The 20,849-nt window shown below is 55.9% G+C and carries 14 protein-coding genes and 1 pseudogene; 8 read left to right on the forward strand and 7 right to left on the reverse strand.

The genetic code is table 11. The features are described 5' to 3' along the window. The first annotated feature begins 18 nt into the window (after positions 1-18). The 7 genes and pseudogenes from ACVHNU_RS14150 (at position 19) to ACVHNU_RS14180 (ending at position 12,257) form a co-directional block, all read left to right on the forward strand. Positions 19-2,061, forward strand: a complete 2,043-nt coding sequence (locus ACVHNU_RS14150; protein ID WP_473017562.1) for a type VI secretion system Vgr family protein — start codon at positions 19-21, stop codon at positions 2,059-2,061. Continuing rightward, a complete protein-coding gene (locus ACVHNU_RS14155; protein WP_473017563.1) occupies positions 2,051-2,788 on the forward strand; it encodes a DUF4123 domain-containing protein in 738 nt (245 codons plus the stop codon). Before ACVHNU_RS14150 ends, ACVHNU_RS14155 begins: the two co-directional genes overlap by 11 nt. Beyond that, positions 2,788-7,437: an RHS repeat-associated core domain-containing protein gene (locus ACVHNU_RS14160; protein ID WP_473017564.1), complete on the forward strand. Its 4,650-nt coding sequence runs from the start codon at positions 2,788-2,790 to the stop codon at positions 7,435-7,437. Before ACVHNU_RS14155 ends, ACVHNU_RS14160 begins: the two co-directional genes overlap by 1 nt. 1 nt (position 7,438) lies before the next feature. Continuing rightward, positions 7,439-7,969, forward strand: a complete 531-nt coding sequence (locus ACVHNU_RS14165; protein WP_158547269.1) for a CPCC family cysteine-rich protein — start codon at positions 7,439-7,441, stop codon at positions 7,967-7,969. 205 nt (positions 7,970-8,174) lie between these two features. After that, positions 8,175-10,481: pseudogene (locus ACVHNU_RS14170) on the forward strand (RHS repeat-associated core domain-containing protein); the annotation flags it as partial. Further along, positions 10,478-10,909 (forward strand): HEAT repeat domain-containing protein, encoded by a 432-nt coding sequence (locus ACVHNU_RS14175; RefSeq protein WP_473017565.1) that lies wholly within the window; start codon positions 10,478-10,480, stop codon positions 10,907-10,909. The pseudogene ACVHNU_RS14170 and the gene ACVHNU_RS14175, both read left to right, overlap by 4 nt. 322 nt (positions 10,910-11,231) lie before the next feature. Next, the gene (locus ACVHNU_RS14180) at positions 11,232-12,257 is read left to right on the forward strand and encodes a hypothetical protein (RefSeq protein ID WP_473017567.1); all 1,026 of its coding nucleotides are present in this window, start codon (positions 11,232-11,234) and stop codon (positions 12,255-12,257) included. A 47-nt stretch (positions 12,258-12,304) separates the two neighbouring features. Here the strand turns inward: ACVHNU_RS14180 and ACVHNU_RS14185 are convergent, their stop codons facing one another. Together ACVHNU_RS14185 and ACVHNU_RS14190 are read right to left on the reverse strand one after the other, a co-directional pair. After that, positions 12,305-13,279, reverse strand: coding sequence for a tetratricopeptide repeat protein (locus ACVHNU_RS14185; RefSeq protein WP_473017568.1), 975 nt, complete (start codon positions 13,277-13,279; stop codon positions 12,305-12,307). A 49-nt stretch (positions 13,280-13,328) separates the two neighbouring features. Further along, on the reverse strand, positions 13,329-14,147 hold the full coding sequence (locus ACVHNU_RS14190) for a VanW family protein (protein ID WP_473017569.1): 819 nt from the start codon (positions 14,145-14,147) through the stop codon (positions 13,329-13,331). Between the two features lie 216 nt (positions 14,148-14,363). On the opposite strand from ACVHNU_RS14190, the gene ACVHNU_RS14195 reads away from it, so the two are divergent. Continuing rightward, entirely contained in the window at positions 14,364-15,170 is an 807-nt protein-coding gene (locus ACVHNU_RS14195; protein ID WP_473017570.1) for a glycosyltransferase family 2 protein, read from the forward strand. A 329-nt stretch (positions 15,171-15,499) separates the two neighbouring features. Here ACVHNU_RS14195 and ACVHNU_RS14200 read toward each other — a convergent pair whose 3' ends face one another. The 5 genes from ACVHNU_RS14200 to ACVHNU_RS14220 form a co-directional block, all read right to left on the reverse strand. Beyond that, positions 15,500-16,084 carry a hypothetical protein gene (locus tag ACVHNU_RS14200; protein ID WP_003226266.1) on the reverse strand — a complete coding sequence of 195 codons (585 nt, stop codon included), beginning with the start codon at positions 16,082-16,084 and terminating at the stop codon, positions 15,500-15,502. Positions 16,085-16,200: 116 nt separating this feature from the next. Beyond that, positions 16,201-16,443 carry a hypothetical protein gene (locus tag ACVHNU_RS14205; RefSeq protein ID WP_473017571.1) on the reverse strand — a complete coding sequence of 81 codons (243 nt, stop codon included), beginning with the start codon at positions 16,441-16,443 and terminating at the stop codon, positions 16,201-16,203. Between the two features lie 149 nt (positions 16,444-16,592). After that, positions 16,593-17,663, reverse strand: coding sequence for a lipocalin-like domain-containing protein (locus ACVHNU_RS14210; RefSeq protein ID WP_473017572.1), 1,071 nt, complete (start codon positions 17,661-17,663; stop codon positions 16,593-16,595). Beyond that, entirely contained in the window at positions 17,653-20,124 is a 2,472-nt protein-coding gene (locus ACVHNU_RS14215) for an ABC transporter permease (RefSeq protein WP_473017573.1), read from the reverse strand. The genes ACVHNU_RS14210 and ACVHNU_RS14215 overlap by 11 nt, the downstream gene beginning before the upstream one ends. Then, the gene (locus ACVHNU_RS14220; protein WP_003226276.1) at positions 20,121-20,774 is read right to left on the reverse strand and encodes an ABC transporter ATP-binding protein; all 654 of its coding nucleotides are present in this window, start codon (positions 20,772-20,774) and stop codon (positions 20,121-20,123) included. Before ACVHNU_RS14220 ends, ACVHNU_RS14215 begins: the two co-directional genes overlap by 4 nt. Positions 20,775-20,849 lie beyond the last annotated feature (75 nt).

Raw genomic sequence — 20,849 nt, forward strand, 5'->3', positions numbered from 1 at the left:
CAGCACGAGGAACAAGGGATGTTCGCGCCGGCCAATGAAACCCACTTTGCCCTGACCATCGAAGGGCTCTCCGCCGATTTTCAGGTATTCACCCTGACCGGCCGGGAAGCCATCAGCCAGCCTTTTGTGTTCGAGGTGGAGCTGGTCAGTGAGCAGCCGTCGCTGGACCTCGAAACCCTGCTGCACAAACCGGCCTTTCTGCAGCTGTCGCCCGATGGCAGCGGCATCCACGGCCAGATCTACCGCGCCGCCCAGGGCGATTCCGGCAAGCGCCTGACGCGCTATTCGGTGACCCTGCGCCCGCAATTGTCGTACCTGGCGCACCGCGTCAACCAACGGATCTTCCAGAACCTCACGGTGCCGAAAATCATCGGCATGGTTCTCGAAGAGCACGGCATTCAAAGCAACGCCTACGAATTCAAGACCGGTTCGATCTATCCCGAGCGCATCTACTGCGTGCAATACGATGAATCGGACCTGCATTTCATCCAGCGTCTGTGCGAGGAGGAAGGTATTCACTACCACTTCCAACACAGCGCCACAGCGCACAAGCTGGTGTTCGGCGATGACCAGACGGTGTTCCCGAAACTCAAGCCTGTGGCCTACCAGCAAGACTCCGGCATGGTCGCCAGCAACCCGGTGATCAAGCGTTTCGACCTGCGCCTGGAAACCCGCACCAGCCGCACCACCCGTCGCGATTACGACTTCGAAAAACCGCGCCTGACGCTGGAAAGCGAAAACCGCGGCGACGCCCTGCCCGACCTCGAAGACTACGATTACCCAGGCCGTTTCATCGACCGCGAGCGCGGCAAGCACCTGGCCAAACGCGCCCTCGAACGTCACCGCAGCGACTTCCAGCTCGCCGAAGGCAAGAGTGATCAGCCACTGCTGGTCAGCGGCCATTTCCTCGCCCTGACCGAGCACCCGAAGGCCAAGTGGAACGACCTGTGGCTGCTGACCGAAGTCCTGCACGAAGGCAAACAGCCGCAAGTGCTCGAAGAGTCGGTGACCAGCGACACCACCGCGCTGAAAGACGATTTCCATCAGGGCTATCGCAACCGCTTCCAGGCCACCCCGTGGGACGTGCCGAACCGTCCACCGCTGCGCCACCCGAAACCGCGCATCCTCGGCAGCCAGAGCGCCGTGGTCACCGGCCCCAAAGGCGAAGAGATCCACTGCGACCAGTACGGTCGGGTCAAAGTGCAATTCCACTGGGACCGCGAAGGCCAGGCCGACGACAAGACCAGTTGCTGGCTGCGTGTCTCCAGTGCCTGGGCCGGCGCCCAGTACGGCGGCATCGCCATCCCGCGCATCGGCATGGAAGTGCTGGTCACCTTCCTTGAAGGCGACCCCGATCAACCACTGATCAGCGGCTGCCTGTACCACAAGGAAAACACCGTCCCCTACGCGCTGCCGGCGAACAAGACCCGCAGCACCTTCAAGACCCTGAGCTCGATGGGCGGCGGTGGCTACAACGAACTGCGCATCGAAGACAAGAAAGGTCAGGAGCAGATCTTCCTCCACGCCCAGCGCGACTGGGACGAGAACATCGAGCACGACCAGAAGATCCGCGTCGGCAACGAACGCCACGACACCGTCGAGCAAAACAGCTACACGGAATTCAAGGCCGAAGAACACCACACCGTCTACGAAGACCGCAAAGTCGAAGCCCGCGCCAACGACCACCTGACCGTGGGTGTCAACCAGCACATCAAGATCGGCACCGGCCAGTTCATCGACGCCGGCCAGGAAATCCACCTGAGCAGCGGCATGAAAGTCGTGCTCGAAGCCGGCGCCGAGCTGACCCTGGTCGGCGGCGGCAGCTTCATCAAGATCGACGCCGGCGGCGTGACCATGAGCGGCCCGACGATCAACATCAACTCCGGCGGCAGCCCCGGCAGCGGCACCGGCGCCGCCCCGCTGATGCCCGGCGTGTTGAAACAGGCCGACGCCGACAAGGCCGGCCAAGTCCTGACCCCGGCCCAGATCAACACCCTCAAACGCAACGCGCCGTTCTGCGAAGAATGCGAAAAATGCAAGGCAGGTGCCTGTGCCATCTGATCGACTGACACCCAAGGACTGGCTGGCACAACAGCCGCTGCAAACCGGCGAACGCCTGTACCTGATCATCAGCGCCGCGAGCGATGCCGACGCGCTGAAAACCCTGTACCTGACCGAACCCACCGCCCAGCTCCTGCCAATCTGGGGCGGCACGCCCTACTCCACTTGGCAACCAGTGATGCCCTACGTCACCGAACTCAAACCCAACTCGGCATTCCTGCCGTGGATCGCCGAAACCGACGCCCTCGACTGGGGCTGGCTGGCGGTCTCACGCGCCGAACCGAACGACGTGTTCGAGCACCTGCGCAGCCTGACACAGGTGAAGATGCCGGACGGAACTGAGGTGTTTTTCCGCTTCTGGGATGGGCGGCATATCTACCCGATTCTGAAGGGGCTTGGGGAGAAGGCTGGGGAAGTAATGCCGATGTTTGAGCGGTATTTGATTAATGGGCAGACGCTGGAGGTTGGGACACGGGTGTTGCCGAAGGTGAAGGATTGGCCGTGGTGGGAGGTGCCGAAGGATTTGCTGGATGGCTTAGCCAAGGACAACCCGACGACACTGATCAGCAACCTTATGCAGTGGCTGGAAGAAGACCGCCCGGACATTTACAACGCTTGGCCTGAGAACAACCTGAAGCTGAAAGTCAGCCGTTTCGTGCGCCGCCCGGATGCGCCGAAAAACCTTAAAGAAGCACTGTTAAACCACCTGATTCTGGAGCAAGGCTGATGGATCGCGTTGCCTTTGTTGATAAACAACTCTCTACCTTCCCGGACAGTTTGAAGGACTACCGAGAACTGACTGAAAGCAAATATGCGGAATGGCTGGACAAGGGGCCTCAATTTCTCGATAGACCAGCATTTTTTGGGTTGAGCAGATCCATCAAGCTCGGGAGCGCGAACGCTACTGTCAGTGTGAAAGACGATGAGTTCGAATCCACGGTTGCACAGTGCCCCAAGGATGGCAGACTGCTGATCGAAAGTAAGTTTGTCTCCGTCAACGACATTCCCGTTGGCAATATAACGGTCGAGGTCACTCCCAAAGAAGGCGGCACAGCAACTTCTATCACTCTCGATGCTGATGGAAAAGGTGTTTACAAGGGCGTACCAGGAAAAAAATACTTCGTTCGGGTACAAAGCTCAGTAACAAAAAATCAGCTAAATCAGCTATTTAGCTCCTACGACGGGTTCACCGCACAGTTAAAAGACTGGCTCGACTTAGAATGGAGAAAATACAGACCACTTTGGCCGAAGGAAACACTTGCCTCCCCCTACCTCGCCCAGATGAAGGGAACGCTCATTGGAAGTTGGGAGGCGATCAAGGCAGCATTTGACGGCATTAAGCGAATCTTTGAGATCCTGAAGGATCCGAAACAATTCGAAAAGGAATTGGGAGAAAGCGCGAGCGATTTGTTGAGACTAGCGAAAGAAACACCAGCGATGATGGAAAAGCTGATGTTGCTAGCCAGCGACCAAGCGGCACTTTTTCTTATTCTGAAGGCGTCAGGAATCTGGCTACTACAACTCCCTCCCAGCGTAATATCCGGAAAAACCGCAGAACAAATATCCAGCGCCATCGTAACTATTTTAATAGATATTCTTCTGGCGATCGTTCTCACGTTCGCTGCAGAGGGCTCAGGTATTGCCTACCTCGGCGTGCGCTTGGTTAACTACGGTGCAAGAGTTATCGAAGCTGTCTCTGGGTTTGTAAAATCCATATTCAGTATTGTTAAAAAGTTCATGGAAGCGATCGAGCACTACAAAAAACTCGCTACAAGGGCGATCGCTGGGACTTTTGAAAAGGGCAAGGTCAAACTTGGCTGGGACCGACAAGACCATGCAAAAGTTGGCAGTTCAGAGCATGTTGATGACAAATCAAAACAGTCAACCAACCACGACGATAAAAACGTCGCCTGCACCAGGGAAACTTGTGTTAACGGCTGCCCAGTATCGATGGTTACAGGGGAGGAACTGCTAACGCTTACTGACGGCCAGTTAAATGGACTGTTTCCATTCGAATGGACCCGCCTATATCGTACTAGCGCAGCAGAAGTAGACTGTGGACTAGGCTACGGGTGGAGTCACGCTCTTGCGCAGCGAGTCCAAGTGAATGACGACGGGATTGTCTGGACAGATCATGAAAATCGCATCACCAACTTTCCGCTTCCTAGCGAACAACGGTCAGCAATAACCAATAGCCTAGCAAAAGCGGCTATCTTTATTGGTGATGATCCATCTGAACTCATTCTGACCCAGGCAGGCGAGCGCCCGCTGTTCTATCACTTCAGGTACAACAGCGAAGGCGCAACACTTATTGCAATTACTGACCGGTATCGTAATCGGCTTCATATTACTCGCGATATTCATGGACGAATCAAACGTGTAGATAACGGTGCGGGACGAGCATTATTAATTCGCTATGATCGCAAGCATATTGTATCTGTCGATTATCAGCAGTTCATCCCTGCAGACAACCTTGAAGATGCTTGGGCCACCATTCAAACACTTGTCACTTATCGATACGACGAGCACAGTCGCCTCGTGGAAGCGAAAAACGCCGCGGGTGAAAGTGAGCTTTATTCCTATAACCACCAAAACGTAATTCTCGAAAGGCAACTAGCTGGTGGTGCGAGCTTCTTCTGGGAATGGGAGAACGAAGGAAAATCCTCTCGATGCATCCATCATTGGGCAAACTTTACACAGATGGATGCCCGCTATACTTGGGACGATAATGGAAGCGTCACTGTTACTAACGCTGATGGCAGTGAGGAAATCTACACTCATGACGATCACGCCAGACTCATCAGCAAAGTCGAACCGGGTGGAGCGGAACACAGCAACATCTACGACGAAAAGGGCCGTCTTGTTGCCGAAAAGAATCCATTAGGCGCAATCACGGAATACCAGTACAACGACGCGGGTCGATTGGAAGCAGTAATTCCGCCAGAGGACACACCTACACTTTACGACTACAAATTCGGCTTTGTGTCCGAAGTTCGTCGTGGCGATGCGATCTGGAAATATATACGAAACAAACAAGGTGATATCACTCAACAAATTGATCCCGACGGTAATTCAACGTATTACTCTTACGATGATCAAGGTCGTCTTTTAGAGATTCTAAACCAGGATGGCAGCCGCCATAGGTTAGGTTGGAACAACCTCGGCGAATTGCTTGAAGAGCAGTTACCGGATGGTGGGAAACGTAAATACCGTTACGATGCACTTGGGCGGCAAATCACTCGCCAAGATGAAACGGGCGCCATTACTCAATACCAATGGGATGCCGTTGACCGTCTGATTCAGGTGATCCTACCCGGTGGCGCCAGCCGTGCCTTCACCTATAACCCGTATGGTCGCGTCACCGCCGAGCGAGACGAACTTGGGCGCATTACCCAGTACGAATATGCTGACAACCTGCATCTTGTCAGTCGTCGCATCAATCCGGACGGCAGCCAACTGCGCTACCGCTACGACAATGCGGGACTGCTGCTTACCGAAATAGAGAACGAGCGCGGCGAGCAATATCACCTCGACTACTACGCCAACGGCCTGATCCAACAGGAAACCGGCTTCGACGGTCGTCGCACTGCCTACGAGTACGACCTCAACAGCCAGTTGGTCAAGAAAACCGAATTCGGCGATGACGGCAGCGAACTCGTTACCGAATACCAGCGCGATGCTTCTGGCCGCCTGTTGGTAAAAATCTTCGCCGATGGCGAAGAGATTCACTACAGCTACGACGGACTGGGTCGTCTGGTAAATGTCGACGACGGCAATTGGCCACTCGCCTACGAATACGATGTGCAAGATCGCCTGATCACTGAACACCAAGGCTGGGGCACCACACGTTACGAATATGACAGCGTCGGCCAACTGAACCACTGCCGCCTGCCCGATGGCAGCAAACTTGACTACCGTCACCTGCCCGGCGGACGTCTGAGCAGCATCGACCTCAATGGCTCTCGCCTGACCGCTCACCAGTTCAGCGCCGGACGCGAACAGCAACGCCAACAAGGTCTGCTGCTCAGCCAATACCAGTACGATGAGCAGGGTCGCTTGCAAGCCCACACAGTCGGCCAGCGAGACAAGAACCTGTTTCAGCGTCGATACAACTACGACGCCAACGGCAATCTCGCCGGTATCGATGACAGCCGCAAAGGCAAGCGCAGCTACCACTACGACCCGCTCGACCGACTCATCAGCGTGCGCGGCGCCACACCGGAAAGCTTCGCCCATGATCCGGCCGGTAACCTGCTGGGTCAAAACAACGAAGGCACAGCGAACCTGGCCAACGTCAAAGGCAACCGCCTGCTGATGCAGGGCGACCGCCATTACGACTACGATGCCTACGGCAACCTGATCCGCGAACGCCGTGGTGCCGGCCAGAAACTCGTCACCGAATACCGCTACGACTGCCAGCACCGCCTCATCGGCGTCAGCCTGCCGGGCGGCAGTACCGCATCCTACAAATACGACGCCTTTGGTCGCCGTATCGAAAAAACCGTCGACGGCCACACTACCGAGTTTCTGTGGCAAGGCGAACGATTGATCGCTGAAAGCGCGGAAAACCGCTACCGCAGCTACATTTACGAACCTGGCAGCTTCCGCCCTCTGGCAATGCTCGACGGCGAAGGTCCACGCAAAGCAACGCCGTTCTACTATCAGCTTGATCACCTCGGCACGCCGCAAGAACTCACAGATTACAGCGGCGAGATCATGTGGTCGGCGAAGTACCGCGCCTACGGTAATCTCGCCGCGCTGGACGTCAGCGAGATTGATAATCCGCTGCGCTTCCAAGGTCAGTACTTCGATGCCGAGACGGGGTTACATTACAACCGGCACCGCTACTACAATCCGGGTACTGGGCGTTTTTTGACGCCGGATCCGATCAAGCTCGCGGGTGGGTTGAACAACTATCAGTACGTGCCTAATCCTACGGGTTGGGTAGATCCGCTTGGTCTGAACACTTGTCCTGGCGGAGATAAATGCATCCCTGGCCAAGGCGCTGAGGCGCCTGAGGACAAAGCCAGAGTAAATCAAGGAGATGCGCAGGTTCCAACGGCGGCCGCATCTGTCAATTGGAAGGGATTTTCTTCTGGGAAGTTGCAACCTCATTATCAAAAGCATGTAATTGATCAAAAAGAATTCGGAAACATAAGCCAAACTGAATACTTAAAACAGGCGAAAGAATTCTCGAAAGAATCAGGAAGCTTTAACGAAACGAATGTCGGAAATTTTGTAATCAAACATGACCCAGCAACTGGAAGAATATTTGTTGGACACTTGAAATCCAGAGAAATTAGAACATTTTATAGAGATGATGGTAGAAGCGCCGACGCCTTCCAATCCGCCATTGAATTGGCTAAGGGTTTATAAAATGACCAAAATTGATCGACACGATGCTATAAAAAAAATCTCAAAGGCAATTTTGATTTTGCTTGACCATGACGAGCGAGAATCTCATCTCCTCGATTGGTGGAGTATTGATGAGAGCAATCCTGAATTCTTCACACTATCAGAGCAACTGCAGAGCCTTATTGCTAGCGGGGACGATCTACCTAGCGACATCGATGATAAAAAATATGACGAACTTATCTTGCTTGCCCTAACATCAAGCTATAAAGGCGTAACAAACGTATTCTTATCAAAAAAATTAAAACAATTGAATATTGGAGAGTACGAGGTATCTGGAGAAATTGAAACTCTGATGCCTTGCCCGTGCTGTAAATACCGCACGCTTTCAGTGCTTGGTAATTATGAAATTTGCGACCTATGCAAATGGGAAGACAATGGAACTAGCAACCTTGACACTTATAGCGGCCCAAACCACATGACTCTTCGGGAAGCAAAAGAATTGTTTGCAAAAAAAACTGAGAAACTTCCTTTGGATAAATGGGTGAAAGAATAACGTTGAGATGAGTCATTCGCGTGTGTGGATAGTCGAAATTGCGACTATGGCGAAGTAATCAGGTCACCGACCTTACAGACGAGACTAAGGGGGACTAAGGGGACAGGTTTATTTTCCGGCTTGCCCCCCTTTTTTGATTCAAAAGGGAGTGAAAATCCCCCTGTTCTAGCCGCTTTTTCAGAAACAGATCCGTCCCCTTTTTCCGGAAGAGCGTCTGCCGGACGGAGGTCAACGGAAGTATCGCTACGACGCACTGGGTCGTCAGATCACTCGTAAGGAAGAATCCGCGCCATCACCCAATACCAACGGAATGCGGCCAACCGCCTAGCACAGCGCAACACGTGCCTTCACCTACAACGCCTATGGCAACGTCACCGCCGAACGTGACGAACTCGGCCGCATCACTCGCTACGAATACGCCGACAACCTGCACCTTGTCAGCCGCCGCATCAATCCGGACGGCAGCCAACTGCGCTATCGCTACGACAACTCGCAACTCAACCTCACCGAGATCGAGAACGAGCGCGGTGAACGCTATCAACTCGACTATTACTCGAACGGCCTGATCCAGCAGGAGACCGGTTTCGACGGTCGCCGCACGGCTTACGAATACGATCTTAATGGCCAGTTGCTGAAGAAAACCGAGTACGGTGATGACGGCAGCGAACTCGTTACCGAATACCAACGCGATGCCGCTGGCCGTTTGCTGGTCAAGACACTTCCCCATAGCGAAGAGATTCACTACAGCTACGACGCACTGGGCCGCCTGATAAACGTCGACGACGGCCATTGGCCGCTCGCCTACGAATACGACGTGCAGGACCGCCTGATCACCGAGCACCAGGGCTGGGGCACGACGCGATATGAGTACGACAGCGTCGGCCAATTGAGCCACTGCCGCCTGCCAGATGGCAGTACGCTCGATTACCGTCACCTGCCCGGCGGGCGTCTGAGCAGCATCGACCTCAACGGCTCACGTCTGACCGCTCACCAGTTCAGCGCCGGCCGCGAACAGCAACGCCAACAAGGTCTGCTGCTCAGCCAATACCAGTACGACGAACAGGGTCGCCTGCAAGCCCATACAGTCGGCCAGCGAGACAAGAACCTGTTCCAGCGTCGCTACAACTACGACGCCACCGGCAACCTCGCCGGTATCGATGACAGCCGCAAAGGCAAGCGCAGCTACCATTACGACCCGCTCGACCGACTCATCAGCGTGCGCGGTGCTACACCGGAGAGTTTCGCACACGACCCGGCGGGTAACCTGCTCGGTCAGAACAATGAAGGCACAGCGAACCTGGCCAACGTCCAAGGCAACCGCCTGCTGATGCAGGGCGACCGCCATTACGACTACGATGCCTACGGCAACCTGATCCGCGAACGCCGTGGTGCCGGCCAGAAACTCGTCACCGAATATCGCTACGACTGCCAGCACCGCCTAATCGGCGTAAGCCTGCCGGGTGGGAGCACCGCGTCCTACAAATACGACGCTTTCGGCCGACGCATCGAAAAAACCGTTGACGGCCACACTACCGAGTTCTTGTGGCAAGGCGAACGACTGATCGCGGAAAGCGCCGAAAACCGCTACCGCAGCTACATCTACGAACCCGGTAGCTTCCGCCCATTGGCGATGCTCGACGGCGAAGGTCCGCGTAAGGCCACGCCGTTTTACTACCAGCTCGATCATCTGGGCACACCGCAGGAACTCACCGACTACAGTGGCGAGATCATGTGGTCGGCGAAGTATCGAGCGTACGGTAACCTCGCTACGCTGGATGTCAGCGAGATAGATAACCCGCTGCGTTTCCAAGGACAGTATTTCGATGCCGAGACGGGGTTACATTACAACCGGCACCGCTACTACAATCCGAGCACTGGACGGTTTTTGACGCTGGATCCGATCAAGCTTGCTGGGGGGTTGAATAACTACCAGTACGTGCCTAACCCTACGGGGTGGGTGGATCCGCTGGGGTTGAATGGGTGTCCCGGTGCGGGAGACAAAGAGCAATCCGCGAATAACGCGCAGAAACCTGAAGAAAAAGCCAAAGTTGATGAAGGCAGTCCCGAAGCTCCATATACAGGACCGATCCCCAAAACGATGCAGGAAAAAATCCTGTATGGCACTCGGAGCCCTGGACATAACAAGCCTGTCGGTGGTCACTCCCCTAAGGTAATGAATTCACCAAACTATCAATACGATGTAGTCAGCACTAATAAAGATGGGACTACCAGTGTGAAAAATTTCAAGATGATTTTGGAGCGAAAAGATGGAACCACTGGCTGGTCCGCTGCAAAATCTCCAAATAGACATACTTTCGCACCTAAAAGCTGGAGTGACGCAAAAATACTAAAAGCTACGGATGAGGTGGCATCAGAGCCAGGCAGAGTATTGCGCAATGAACCCGGATCATTAGTTACCGAACACACTAAAATTGTTGACGGTGTTGAGTGGCAAGTAATTAAAGAGAATGGTGTAGTGACCTCATCCTACCCAACAGGAGCAACCCCATGACATTTCACCACGCAGACGAAGTTTACGAAAAGCTATGCTCATGGATTGGAGACTCCGAAGAATCAAACTGGACCGAGTACAGCACGGAGCTTGTTGCTAAAACAGTGCTTATAGACTTCAAAGACCAGCATTGGAGCCGTTTGGAGCAAGAAATACTTGAAAAGCCGGAGTATTGGCAGCAGCGTTGCGCTGTTTCATTAGGCGAAGACAGAACAGAGCACGCCATCAAAATATTAAAGCTACTGCTTTCCAACTCTGAGTACAAGGACGTAAAAATAATCGCCATATACGAGCTCGATTGGGCAGAAGTACCTATGGAAAAAAAATACTCATCACATATAAAAAAAATCATAGACTCCACGCCAGCAACTGAAGTCGAAACAGAAATCTATAGCTTGTTGAAAAAATCTGAAGCAGCCCAACAATGAAAACTCAGAATTTACTTCACCAACCTATCTTCCGATGAAGCATCAACGCAGACAACAATCTAACTCATCACCAAGAACTAACACACACCTAAAAGCTCATCAAAAATATATCTATAAAAATCTATCACCAACTACAACCCCCCTTATAACCAAAAAACATTCCTTTAATTGATATAAAATTTCGAAACCTGTCTATAACACATTGAAAACTTTCCTACCAAAGAAGTTTTTTCCGTCTAACTAGCTGTGGTGATTTCCTGAACATTCTCAATCACTCACAGCCATTACAGCAATCGGATCACACACTCAAAAGACTGTCCCCTTGAAATACCTGACTCGCCCTCTAACCCTTCTTCTCGCCCTTACCTTCTCCCTTAGCGCCACCGCATTATCCCTTCGCTCCGAACAACGCCCAGACGGAACGACGGCCCTGCTACTCACCAATGACCCAGCCCCGGACAGAGCGCCAAAGCTCAACAAGGATCCAGCCATTCGTTCCGCGCTAGTTGATTTCTTTGGCTACCAAACGGGTAGCTACACCAACGACAAAACAATGATCGTGCAACAAGTTCTGGAAGCGCTCGATTCGGAAATGTCGATGTTTGAACAGGGTGTGCCTGCCGGCAGAAAAATGATCACCGCCATGGATGATGGCAACAACGGGTTCGACCGTGGGGCTTTGTTACTGGATGACAAGGGTCAACTGATCGCTGTCGGCTTGGTGAATGGTCATTGCACGGTGAAGTCTCGTGACGAGGCTTTGACCTGTAATGCTGCGCCGGACACGGTGCTGACGATCTTCCAGCCGCAAGGCGCGAAAAAAGCTGACGCAGAACCCTTGATTGGCTGGAGCAAGCAGTTGCCGCCGCTGTTGGCCATGTGGGCGGAAAGCGATAATCCGGAGCGACGGGCGGCCGCGCAGAAAATTGCGACCATTGAATACGCTGCCACTAACCCGAACCAGGGTTCCTGGACGGCGGCTCAGTTACCCTCCGATTTCCCTAAAGCAATGCTGGCGATGCTGCCGCAACGGGCGCATCTGATCGGTGCGGGTGCTCACGGCGTATTCACCACGCCGGGGATGGAGGGTTCTCCGATTGAGGGTGGTTGGGACAAGATTGCCGGACGTCCTCAACATGAGTTTGAGGTCATTCTTCGCACCTTCACCGAATATGCAGATGTCATCGATTTCTATCAGCAGCATGCGAAGGACGCCGAAATCAGCGGCAACCAACGAAAAGCGCTGGTCGAGGGTTACGTCGATGGCGGTACTTACAAAATCGAAATAAGCAATAGAGAAGACGAAGGAACGGTCATCACGCTCTCAGCCTGGAATCAAGAAGTCTGATTCATTTAGTCAGAAGGAGGCGATTTTAATCGCCTCCTTCTTGTATCTCAGAGCTTTTCCAGTTCTTCCTTGGCTCCAGGCGCATAACGACCCACTGCCTTGAGCATCCAGAACTCTGCTTTGGATCGGCTCTTGGGCAGTCCGCCCCGCCCTTGTGCATACATCTTGCCTAATGCCAACTGAGCGTTGCCAAAGTCTGCGTCCGCTGACTGGCGGTAAAGTTTCGCAGCTTCGCGTTCATTGCGTTCAGTTCCACGCCCCTGCTCCAGCATCTGTGCCAATTCATATTGCGAGTACTTGTTACCTTGCAAAGCCGATTTGCGATACCACGCGACAGCGAGCTTTTCATCCTTTTCCACACCGCGCCCGGTGGCCAGCATTTCGGCATAATTGTTTTGACCAGATGCGTCCCCTGCCTCAGCGGCCTTAAGAAACCACCTTGCCGCGGTTACATCGCTCTGTGGAACTTCGTCACCCTCTTCGTAGATGTGAGCCAGTAACATATAGGCCATGACATAACCTCCCTCCGCCGACTGGTTGTAGTACGCCAACGCTTTGTCCATATCCTTGAGATTTTTGATTGATCGGCCGCCGCGATGGTAGATCTGCGCCAGACTGAACTGTGCTTTGGCGTTACCCTGCTCCGCCGCTTTCAGATCCCAATAAACACCTGCATCTTCACCCTCAACACTTCGATCCCAACTTAGTTCCTCAGCAAGTCCGACTTGCGCCTCGGCATTTCCTTGCTCTGCTGCCTTGCGAAACCACTCTTCCGGCATGCCCGGCGACCACTGCTCTACCACCCCGCAAAGGTTCTCCTGAATGGCTTTGCCAAACTGCGTCTGCGCTTCGAGATCACCTGCAACCGCTTGCTCATGCAGATGTTCCGAATTCTCTGCACACTTCCCTGCCTTCATCCCGTCGTAGAGCTCACGTGGTTCTTGTGCCCATGTATTACATGCGATGAACATAGAAAAGAGGGCAGTACCCACTGCACCGATAGTTTTGAAACTGTTGCTCATTTGTTACTTCCTTGTCGCTTAAAAAATCCAAGAAAATCGGCGGAAAACACTAGGTCGCTTCAATCATCTGATCTGCAACCTCATACTTAACCACCACCCGATTCCGATACAATCTCACCCTCTCCACCAACTCCCCCACCTGCCCCTTCTCCCGCACTTCCCGCCAGATCTCATTCTCCCGATACACCCGCTCTCCCTCCCGCACAAACCGGTGCCCTTCCTGAAACACGTGATACCGATACTCCCGCACCCGATCGCACAACAACTCCCCCTCCAGCTGCGTCTCCCCCACGTTCAACTTCAACTGAAAAGTCCGATCCGTCGGGTTATGCAGTACCAGGTCAACGTAGTTGTAGAAAATCGCCGCGCCGGAGCCGAATGGCAGTACTCGGCCTTCGTCCGGGAATGGGTCGAAGCTGTGGTTGGAGCGTTCAACGACTATCAGAGGTGAGTGGATCGCCATCCAGTGGATCAGGTTGCTGAGTTGGCAGATTCCTCCGCCGATACCGCATCGCGCTTCGCCGAAGGACAGTTCCATGCCTTCGACGTAGCCGCGTTTGCGGGTTGGGCGGCCGACGAGGCGGCAGAAGGAGAAGTGTTCGCCGGGGGCGATGATGAGGCCGTCGATGGCGGCGACGGCGAGTTTCAGGTTGATGACTTTGTTGTGTTGCAGGGCGAGGTCGGAGTCGCCGAGTTTGCGGATGAGTTTCGATGTGTGTTTGAGGTAGCGGAATGGCAGGCGATCAGCGCCGGCAACAAGGCGTGCGTAGCGTTTGCTGGAGCAGCGCCAGGCGATCTGGCGCAACAGTCTTTTTTGCCACACGCGCAGCCAGTACAGGGCCGGGTGGTAGAGGGAGAGTGGTTTCATCCGTGAGGCGACGGCGAAATGCCGTTTCTTCCTTGAAGCGGGCAAAAGGGATGCGCAGTTTAGCGTGTTGAGCGTACGTCGCGCGCGAGGTGTCTTGGCTCGACACACTTTGACGTGTTTGCTGAACGCCGAATTAAGCTTCAACTAAGCTTGCGTCGCTAGCATCCCGGCCCGAGAGACACCTGTCGCCGATCAACCGCGGATGAGCTTCCCGAAATGAACCAGTTTGATTTACCAGCCGTTACGCAGCCGAATTTCAGTCTTGTATTGGTAAATTACAAAACCCCGGACATCACCCGGATGTGCCTGGAGTTGTTGCGTCAGCACGTTCAGGCGCAGCGCATTCCGGTTTGGGTGGTGGACAATGATTCGGCGGATGCCAGTCTGGATTATTTGCGTTCGCTGGACTGGATCAATCTGATCGAACGTCCCTCCCCCGGCAAAGAAGCGGGACATATTGCGCATGGCAAGGCGCTGGATCTGGCGCTGGAAAAAGTTGAAACCGACTATCTGTTTCTGCTGCACACCGACACCTTTGTCTACGACAAGGAAGTCTTTGCAATGATGCTGCGTGAGTGCACGAAGACTGCGGGTATCGCCGCAGTCGGGTGTGTCGAGCAAATCAATCGTGGGATTGTGAGAGACACCTGGCGGTTAACTTCGCGATTTTGCAAACACTATATTCGCCGGGCGAAAACTGCGTTGGGTTTGCGCAGTAAAGAGCCGAAACCTTATCGGGAAACTCACTTGAAGAGTTTCTGCACTTTGTGGAACGCCAAGTTGATGAAGTCTCGCGGACTGCACTTTTGCATGGATGACCGGGTGCCCGGTTATACCCTGCAGGATCGAATGACAGCGTTGGGCTCCGGCATCAAGCTGTTGGCGCCGCGCAAGATTTTCCGCTATCTGGATCACATCCAGGCAGGAACCGTCGCAGCTGCTGGAACCTACGGCAAAAACCACCGCCGCACCAAGATGTATGAAGCCACCCTCAAACGTTTTGAGGGGCAGGCATCGGCATAATCGCGAACACAAAAAATGGCGACTTGAAAGTCGCCATTTTTTTATCTGAAATTGTATACATCCGCTCCGAAGAGGTGTTCGCCCAGTGTAATGGCCTGGCAATCCATGCACCGGTAAAGAGCCCTGACACTGGGCGAACGGGAAGGATTTTAATAGAAGTTGGCGGATATGTCGTCATACATAAAGGTAAATTTTATGTACGAAAAAGTTAATAGATATTTATCGACGAAATCCTTTCGCGAAACTTTCAAAGCACGGCTCAACTCCTTTCAGATGATTGTTCTCATACAATAATCTGTACAAGAACAACCATCTTGTAGAGTTAATGCTCAGCTTTCATGCTGACTGGTCACTTTTAATACATCGGTATAAGTGACAACTACGCTCTGCCCGACTTTCAGATCTTTCAGCTTGGCTTGAATTTCAGGCTTTTTAACGTCGAGGATTTTCGACTGGCCCGCCGGATTTTCCAGGGTTACCTGATTTTGCTTCAAATCAATTTTGGTGATTTTCAATTGCACCTGAATCTGCCGGTAGGCTTCGCCGCCCGGGTTTTCAGTGCCTGGAGCGTTGCGCAGCTCGCCGCTACGCTCGACCGTGCCAGGCAGACCTTTATCCACATCGGTATCGAGGTAGGCCGCCACGGAACGCTGCACTTCGACTTTTACCAGATCACCGACCTTGAGGTTGGCGAGGTTTTTCGCCTTGTCGCTGAGCTGAACGTGAACCTGACGACCTTCGGCGCCTTCCAGCACGACCTGATGGTTTGCCGCATCGACGGCCAGCACTTTGGTCGTGACCTGATCGGCCTCAACAGTGGCAGACAGCGGAATATCGGCCGCCATTGCGCCGAAGCTGGTGGCGGACAGAACGGTTGCGAGGGTGATGGCCTTGGCCAGAGCGTGGAGCTTCATAAGCGGTACTTTCCCTGTAATGAATGGCAGCACCCGGCGCCGACAAGTGGTTGGCGGCGGATGTGCCACTGAGCATAGACGCTGTTCAGGGCTTGGCTGTTGTTTGTGACGGTTCGTCAGGCTTCGGGGTCATCCAGTTCATTGGCGACGTTCACGGCTGGCGAATTCTTATGCAGGTCATCGGCCTTGGCGCGCAGGATCTGCCACTGCTCCAGATCGATCGCGCCCTTGGCGAGCAGGTCGTCGGCGATGTGTTGCAGGTCGAGGTAGTGAGCGTCGGGGGATTGCTGCCAGTAGGTCTGATCGTCGAACAGGCGCTGCCATGTGGTGAGGTCGGGGGGTTGCAGGTCGTCGCTCATGGGGGAGTCCTCGCCGGGGCCTCGAAATGGGCCGGGATTGATCGGTAGAGGATGGTAGACGGGGCGGAGTTCCGGGCAATTGCTCTGTGGGTGACTGTGCCGGGGACTTCGCGAGCAAGCCCGCTCCCACAGGGGTTTGTGTACGAAATTCAGTACCCGGTCATCTCCAGATAGCCGCGCCCGCCATGACTACCGTTGATCCGCACCGGCCCTTCCCAGTAAGGGATGCGCAGGTTCATCCAGGCATTGGGATTGAGTGCGTCGAGGCTGATGTCGAGGTGTTTGTCCGGAATGCTGATCGACCAGCGCACCGGCATCTTGCGTCCGGCGACTTTGGCGGTGTCCTGCGCGGTCAGTTTGATCTGCTCGCCGTGCAGGGTTTCGGTCTGCCCGTCGGCGCTGATCCAGGTGCCGGTCAGATACGGCGCGCCATCGGTTTGCCGGGTGCGAAACAGCATCAGCGATTCACCGTTGTCCAGGTGCAGGGAAAACCAGTCCCAGCCGGTCTGATTGGCTGCCAGCGGCTGACTGCTCCACTCCCGATCCAGCCACGCCGGGCCGCTGACGGTGTAGGTCTGGCCGTCGATTTGCAGAGTGCCACTGGCCTGAAAAAACGGCTGACTGTAGTAGTACGAGGCCTGGCCCTGTTCGGATTTTCGGCTGAAACCGTTGTCACCTTGCAACAACAGCGGACGACTGGAGGTGAGGTGCAGTTGATAGCTGAAATCTTTATCTCGGGCACTGAGTTGCAGATCCGTCAGCGGATCCTGCGCCTGACTGGCGAAGCGCCAATCATCGATCCACGCCTCGAACGGCGCGACGTTCACCCCGGCCTGCCCCACTCCGCCTCGGGCATAGCGCTCGGCGGCATGATGCGCGGTGGCTGAAGTCACTGCGGCATGCCCGAGCCAGATCGTCTGGTTGGCCCAGCCCGATTGTTGCGCCACGGGTTTCAAGGCGCTGCGAAACAGCGTCCATTGCACGCCGAAATCGTGGCCCTGCTGATCCTTGAGATTGGCGGTGACGTACCACCATTCAATGCGAAAACCATCGTGCGCGCCGTGATCCGCCGGGAAGCTGAATACCCGCCCCGGCACCACCGGTGTGAACTGCGCGGCCTGATCGCCGAGCCCGGCAAAACCCTTCTGCGCAGGCACAGGCTGATCGCAACCGCCCAATAGCAACAGCGCAAGCAGCAGCACAACCAGGTTAATCCTCATGGGCAAACGTCCTCAACAGATCCGCCGGTTGCGTGCGATACAACGAATACAGCGGCCACGCCGAGGCCAATAGCGTCGCCAGCAACGCCAGCCCGAGCAACTGCAGCAGTTGCAGCGGAAAGATCCGCAACGGCAAGCGCCAGCCGAACGCCTGCACGTTGATCACCGCATCCAGACACCACGCCAGCGCGATCCCCAACGGCAACGCCAGCACCAGCGTCAACACCGCCAGCAGCCAGGTCTGGCCGAGGTTAAGCAGCATCAACTGACGGCGCGTCACACCCAGCGCCCACAGCGGCGCCAGTTGCCCGAGGCGGCTCTGGCTCTGGGTCAGCAGGCTGATGAACAGCGCCACACCCGCCACCGCCAGGGTCAGGCTGTTCAGTGCGGCGGTGGCGGCGAAAGTGCGCTCGAATACTTGCACCGACCAACCCTTTAGCCGCGCCTGATCGACGATGCGGCTGTCATCGAGTTGAAAGCGCGTTTGCAGTGCGCGCAAAAACGGCGGGATGTCGGGCGGCGCGATGCGCAAGTTGAAACGGTTCGGCGTCAGTGACGGCCACAGCCGCAGCAAATGATTGCTGTTGACCAGCAGGTGGCCCTTGGGATTGCCGTAGTCGGCGTAGATCCCGACGATTCGCGGTGACCACGCACCGCCCGGCGTCGGCAAACTCAGATGATCCCCTGCGCGAACCTTCAGGCGTCGCGCCAGTTGTTCGCTGAGCATCACCGCATCGTCCGTCGCCAGATGCGCCCACGGATCGCCGGCAAGCGCCTCGAGCAACGGCCAGTGCTGCCGGTAATAAGGATGATCGATCACCCCGAAGACATCCGCCGGCCACCCCTGCAGGGTCACCGCCACTTGCCAGTTGGGCAGCACCGCGCTGACGCTCGGCTGTTGTTTGAGCCAGGCGTACATTTCGCGGGACTGCGCCGGATTGACCGGGTTGAGGTACAGCTCGGCACTGAGACGTTGTTCGAGCCAGTCGTCGAAGGTCTGGCGAAAACCGGCGGTCATGCTGCCAGCACCGATGTTCGCCGACAGCGCCAGCAGCAACGCCATCAGCGCCAGACTGAGTGCCGGCAGTTGCTGGCGGCAGTCGGCGAGAAACCACTGGCCGAGTACCGAGCGACTGCGCCCGAGCAAGGGATTGAGCACCGCGCTGAGCACCACCGGCAACGCCAGCGCGGCGCCGAGCAGCAACCCGGCCATCAACACAAACCCGCTACCGAGACTGTCACCGAACAGCAATGCCAACAGCGCGATCAGGCCCAGCAGCGCCGCCAGCCAACCCTGACGTCGCAACCAGCGCGCATGTTGCAGATGCCAGGCCTGCGGATCCGCCACCGCCAACAGCGGCAGTCGTGCCGCACGCAACAGACTGTTGGCGCCGGCCAGCAACGCGCCGAACAGGCTCAAACCGATACCGCTGAACCACCACCACGGACTCAGGCGCAGCTGGCCCGCCACTTCCGCGCCGTACAGACCGCGCAGACTGGCGGCGACATCCGGCAGCAACGCGCTCGCCAGCCAGTATCCGCTGATGACCCCGAACACCCCGCCAACCAACGCCAGCACACCGAGTTCGACGATCAGACAGCCGATCAACATCCGCGCACTGACCCCGCAGGCGCGCAACGTGCGCAGCAGGCCACGACGCTGTTCCAGCGCCAGACCGATGGCCGCGTGCACGATAAACAGCCCGACCAGAAAAGAGAGAAAGCCCAAGGCATCGAGGTTGAGGTGAAAGCTCTCGGTCAGGCGCGAAAGATTGTTTTCCTCGGCGCTGCTTTTAAGCTGCAACCGACCATTGAACGCCGGCGGTAGCTCAGCATGAAAATCCTTGGGCAATAACAGGCGTGACAGTTGTCCGGGCTGTTCGAGCAGGGTTTGCGCGACACCGATGTCCACCAGCAACACGCCCGGCGCCATGTCCTTTTGTGCGTGCAGCGGCGGCAGGGTCTGACCGTTGGCGGTTTGCGGCGTGGCGCCTTCGCTGAGGCTCAAGGCCTGTAAAGTTTCCGGGGAAATCCACGTGCTGCCCGGCGGTGAGAAGAACTCGACGATGCGCTCGATCGGCATCGCCTGCCCGGCCACCGCAGCGTCCGTCGGCAGCGACACCGGTTCGATGCCCATCAGTTGCAGCCGCTGCTCCTGGTGATCCTTGAGCATCAGCCGGCCTTGCAGCAGCGGCGAGACTGGCCAGCCCGCGCGGCGTAGCTCAATGAACCACTGCTGGGTAAACGTCGCACCACCGGGCGCAACAAGACTGGCCTGCGGTTCGCCTCCAATCATCTGACTGGCTCGGGCGTAACTGTCGCGGGCCTGACTGTTCAGTGCCTCGACCCCGGTCAGCAGACTGGTCGCCAGCCACAACCCGGTCAGCACACTGAAAAACTGCACCGGGTGCCGCCGCCAATGACTGAGCAGCGCGCGCAGGGTTTGCCAGAAAACGTTCACGTCAGATGGCCGTTGGACAACACCACGCGCCGCGCCAGGCGTGCCGCCACGCGCGGGCTGTGCGTGACCATCAGCAGGGTGGTCGGCGTGTCATCAAGCAGCTCCAGCAACAGACGCAGCACTTCATCACTGGTGGCCTCGTCAAGGCTGCCGGTGGGCTCGTCGGCGAGCAGCAATTTTGGCCGTGATGCCAAGGCCCGGGCCAGCGCAACCCGCTGTTGCTGGCCGCCCGACAACTGCTCGGGATAACGCGTGAGCAAATCGCCCAGGCCCAGACGCTGCACCAGATGCGCCTGCCAGCGCGGCTCATGCCGTCCGGCCAGACGCGCCTGAAACGCCAGATTGTCCTCGACCCGCAGACTGCCGATCAGGTTGAACTGCTGGAACACCAGACCGATTTCGGTGCGACGCCAGTCGGCCAGTTGCGCCTCGTTCATCTGCTCCAGCCGATGCTCGCCGCTGTGGATGCTGCCGCGATCGACCTTGTCGAGGCCGGCGATCAGGTGCAGCAAGGTGCTTTTGCCGCTGCCGGATTCGCCCATCAGCGCCAGACTGCTGCCGGGTTCTAGCGTCAGGTCGACGCCTTGCAGCACCGGGAGCGGGCCTTGGGGGGTGAGGTAACTTTTGAAGACGCCTTGAACCTGAAGCATGCCGCCATCCGCTGGGTCAGTGTGGGGCAAGGATAGCGGATAGCGGCCTCATAAGATCAGTGGTGTTTGAACTGG

It is taken from the genome of Pseudomonas sp. Ors-4-3C, assembly GCF_055755035.1.

Bases quoted from the DNA above. Each gene is read 5' to 3' on its own strand.
- ACVHNU_RS14150 (WP_473017562.1), top strand. From the start codon at position 19: ATGTTCGCGCCGGCCAATGAAACCCACTTTGCCCTGACCATCGAAGGG.
- ACVHNU_RS14160 (WP_473017564.1), top strand. From the start codon at position 2,788: ATGGATCGCGTTGCCTTTGTTGATAAACAACTCTCTACCTTCCCGGAC.
- ACVHNU_RS14165 (WP_158547269.1), top strand. From the start codon at position 7,439: ATGACCAAAATTGATCGACACGATGCTATAAAAAAAATCTCAAAGGCA.
- ACVHNU_RS14175 (WP_473017565.1), top strand. From the start codon at position 10,478: ATGACATTTCACCACGCAGACGAAGTTTACGAAAAGCTATGCTCATGG.
- ACVHNU_RS14185 (WP_473017568.1), bottom strand. From the start codon at position 13,279: ATGAGCAACAGTTTCAAAACTATCGGTGCAGTGGGTACTGCCCTCTTT.
- ACVHNU_RS14190 (WP_473017569.1), bottom strand. From the start codon at position 14,147: ATGAAACCACTCTCCCTCTACCACCCGGCCCTGTACTGGCTGCGCGTG.
- ACVHNU_RS14195 (WP_473017570.1), top strand. From the start codon at position 14,364: ATGAACCAGTTTGATTTACCAGCCGTTACGCAGCCGAATTTCAGTCTT.
- ACVHNU_RS14200 (WP_003226266.1), bottom strand. From the start codon at position 16,084: ATGAAGCTCCACGCTCTGGCCAAGGCCATCACCCTCGCAACCGTTCTG.
- ACVHNU_RS14205 (WP_473017571.1), bottom strand. From the start codon at position 16,443: ATGAGCGACGACCTGCAACCCCCCGACCTCACCACATGGCAGCGCCTG.
- ACVHNU_RS14210 (WP_473017572.1), bottom strand. From the start codon at position 17,663: ATGAGGATTAACCTGGTTGTGCTGCTGCTTGCGCTGTTGCTATTGGGC.
- ACVHNU_RS14220 (WP_003226276.1), bottom strand. From the start codon at position 20,774: ATGCTTCAGGTTCAAGGCGTCTTCAAAAGTTACCTCACCCCCCAAGGC.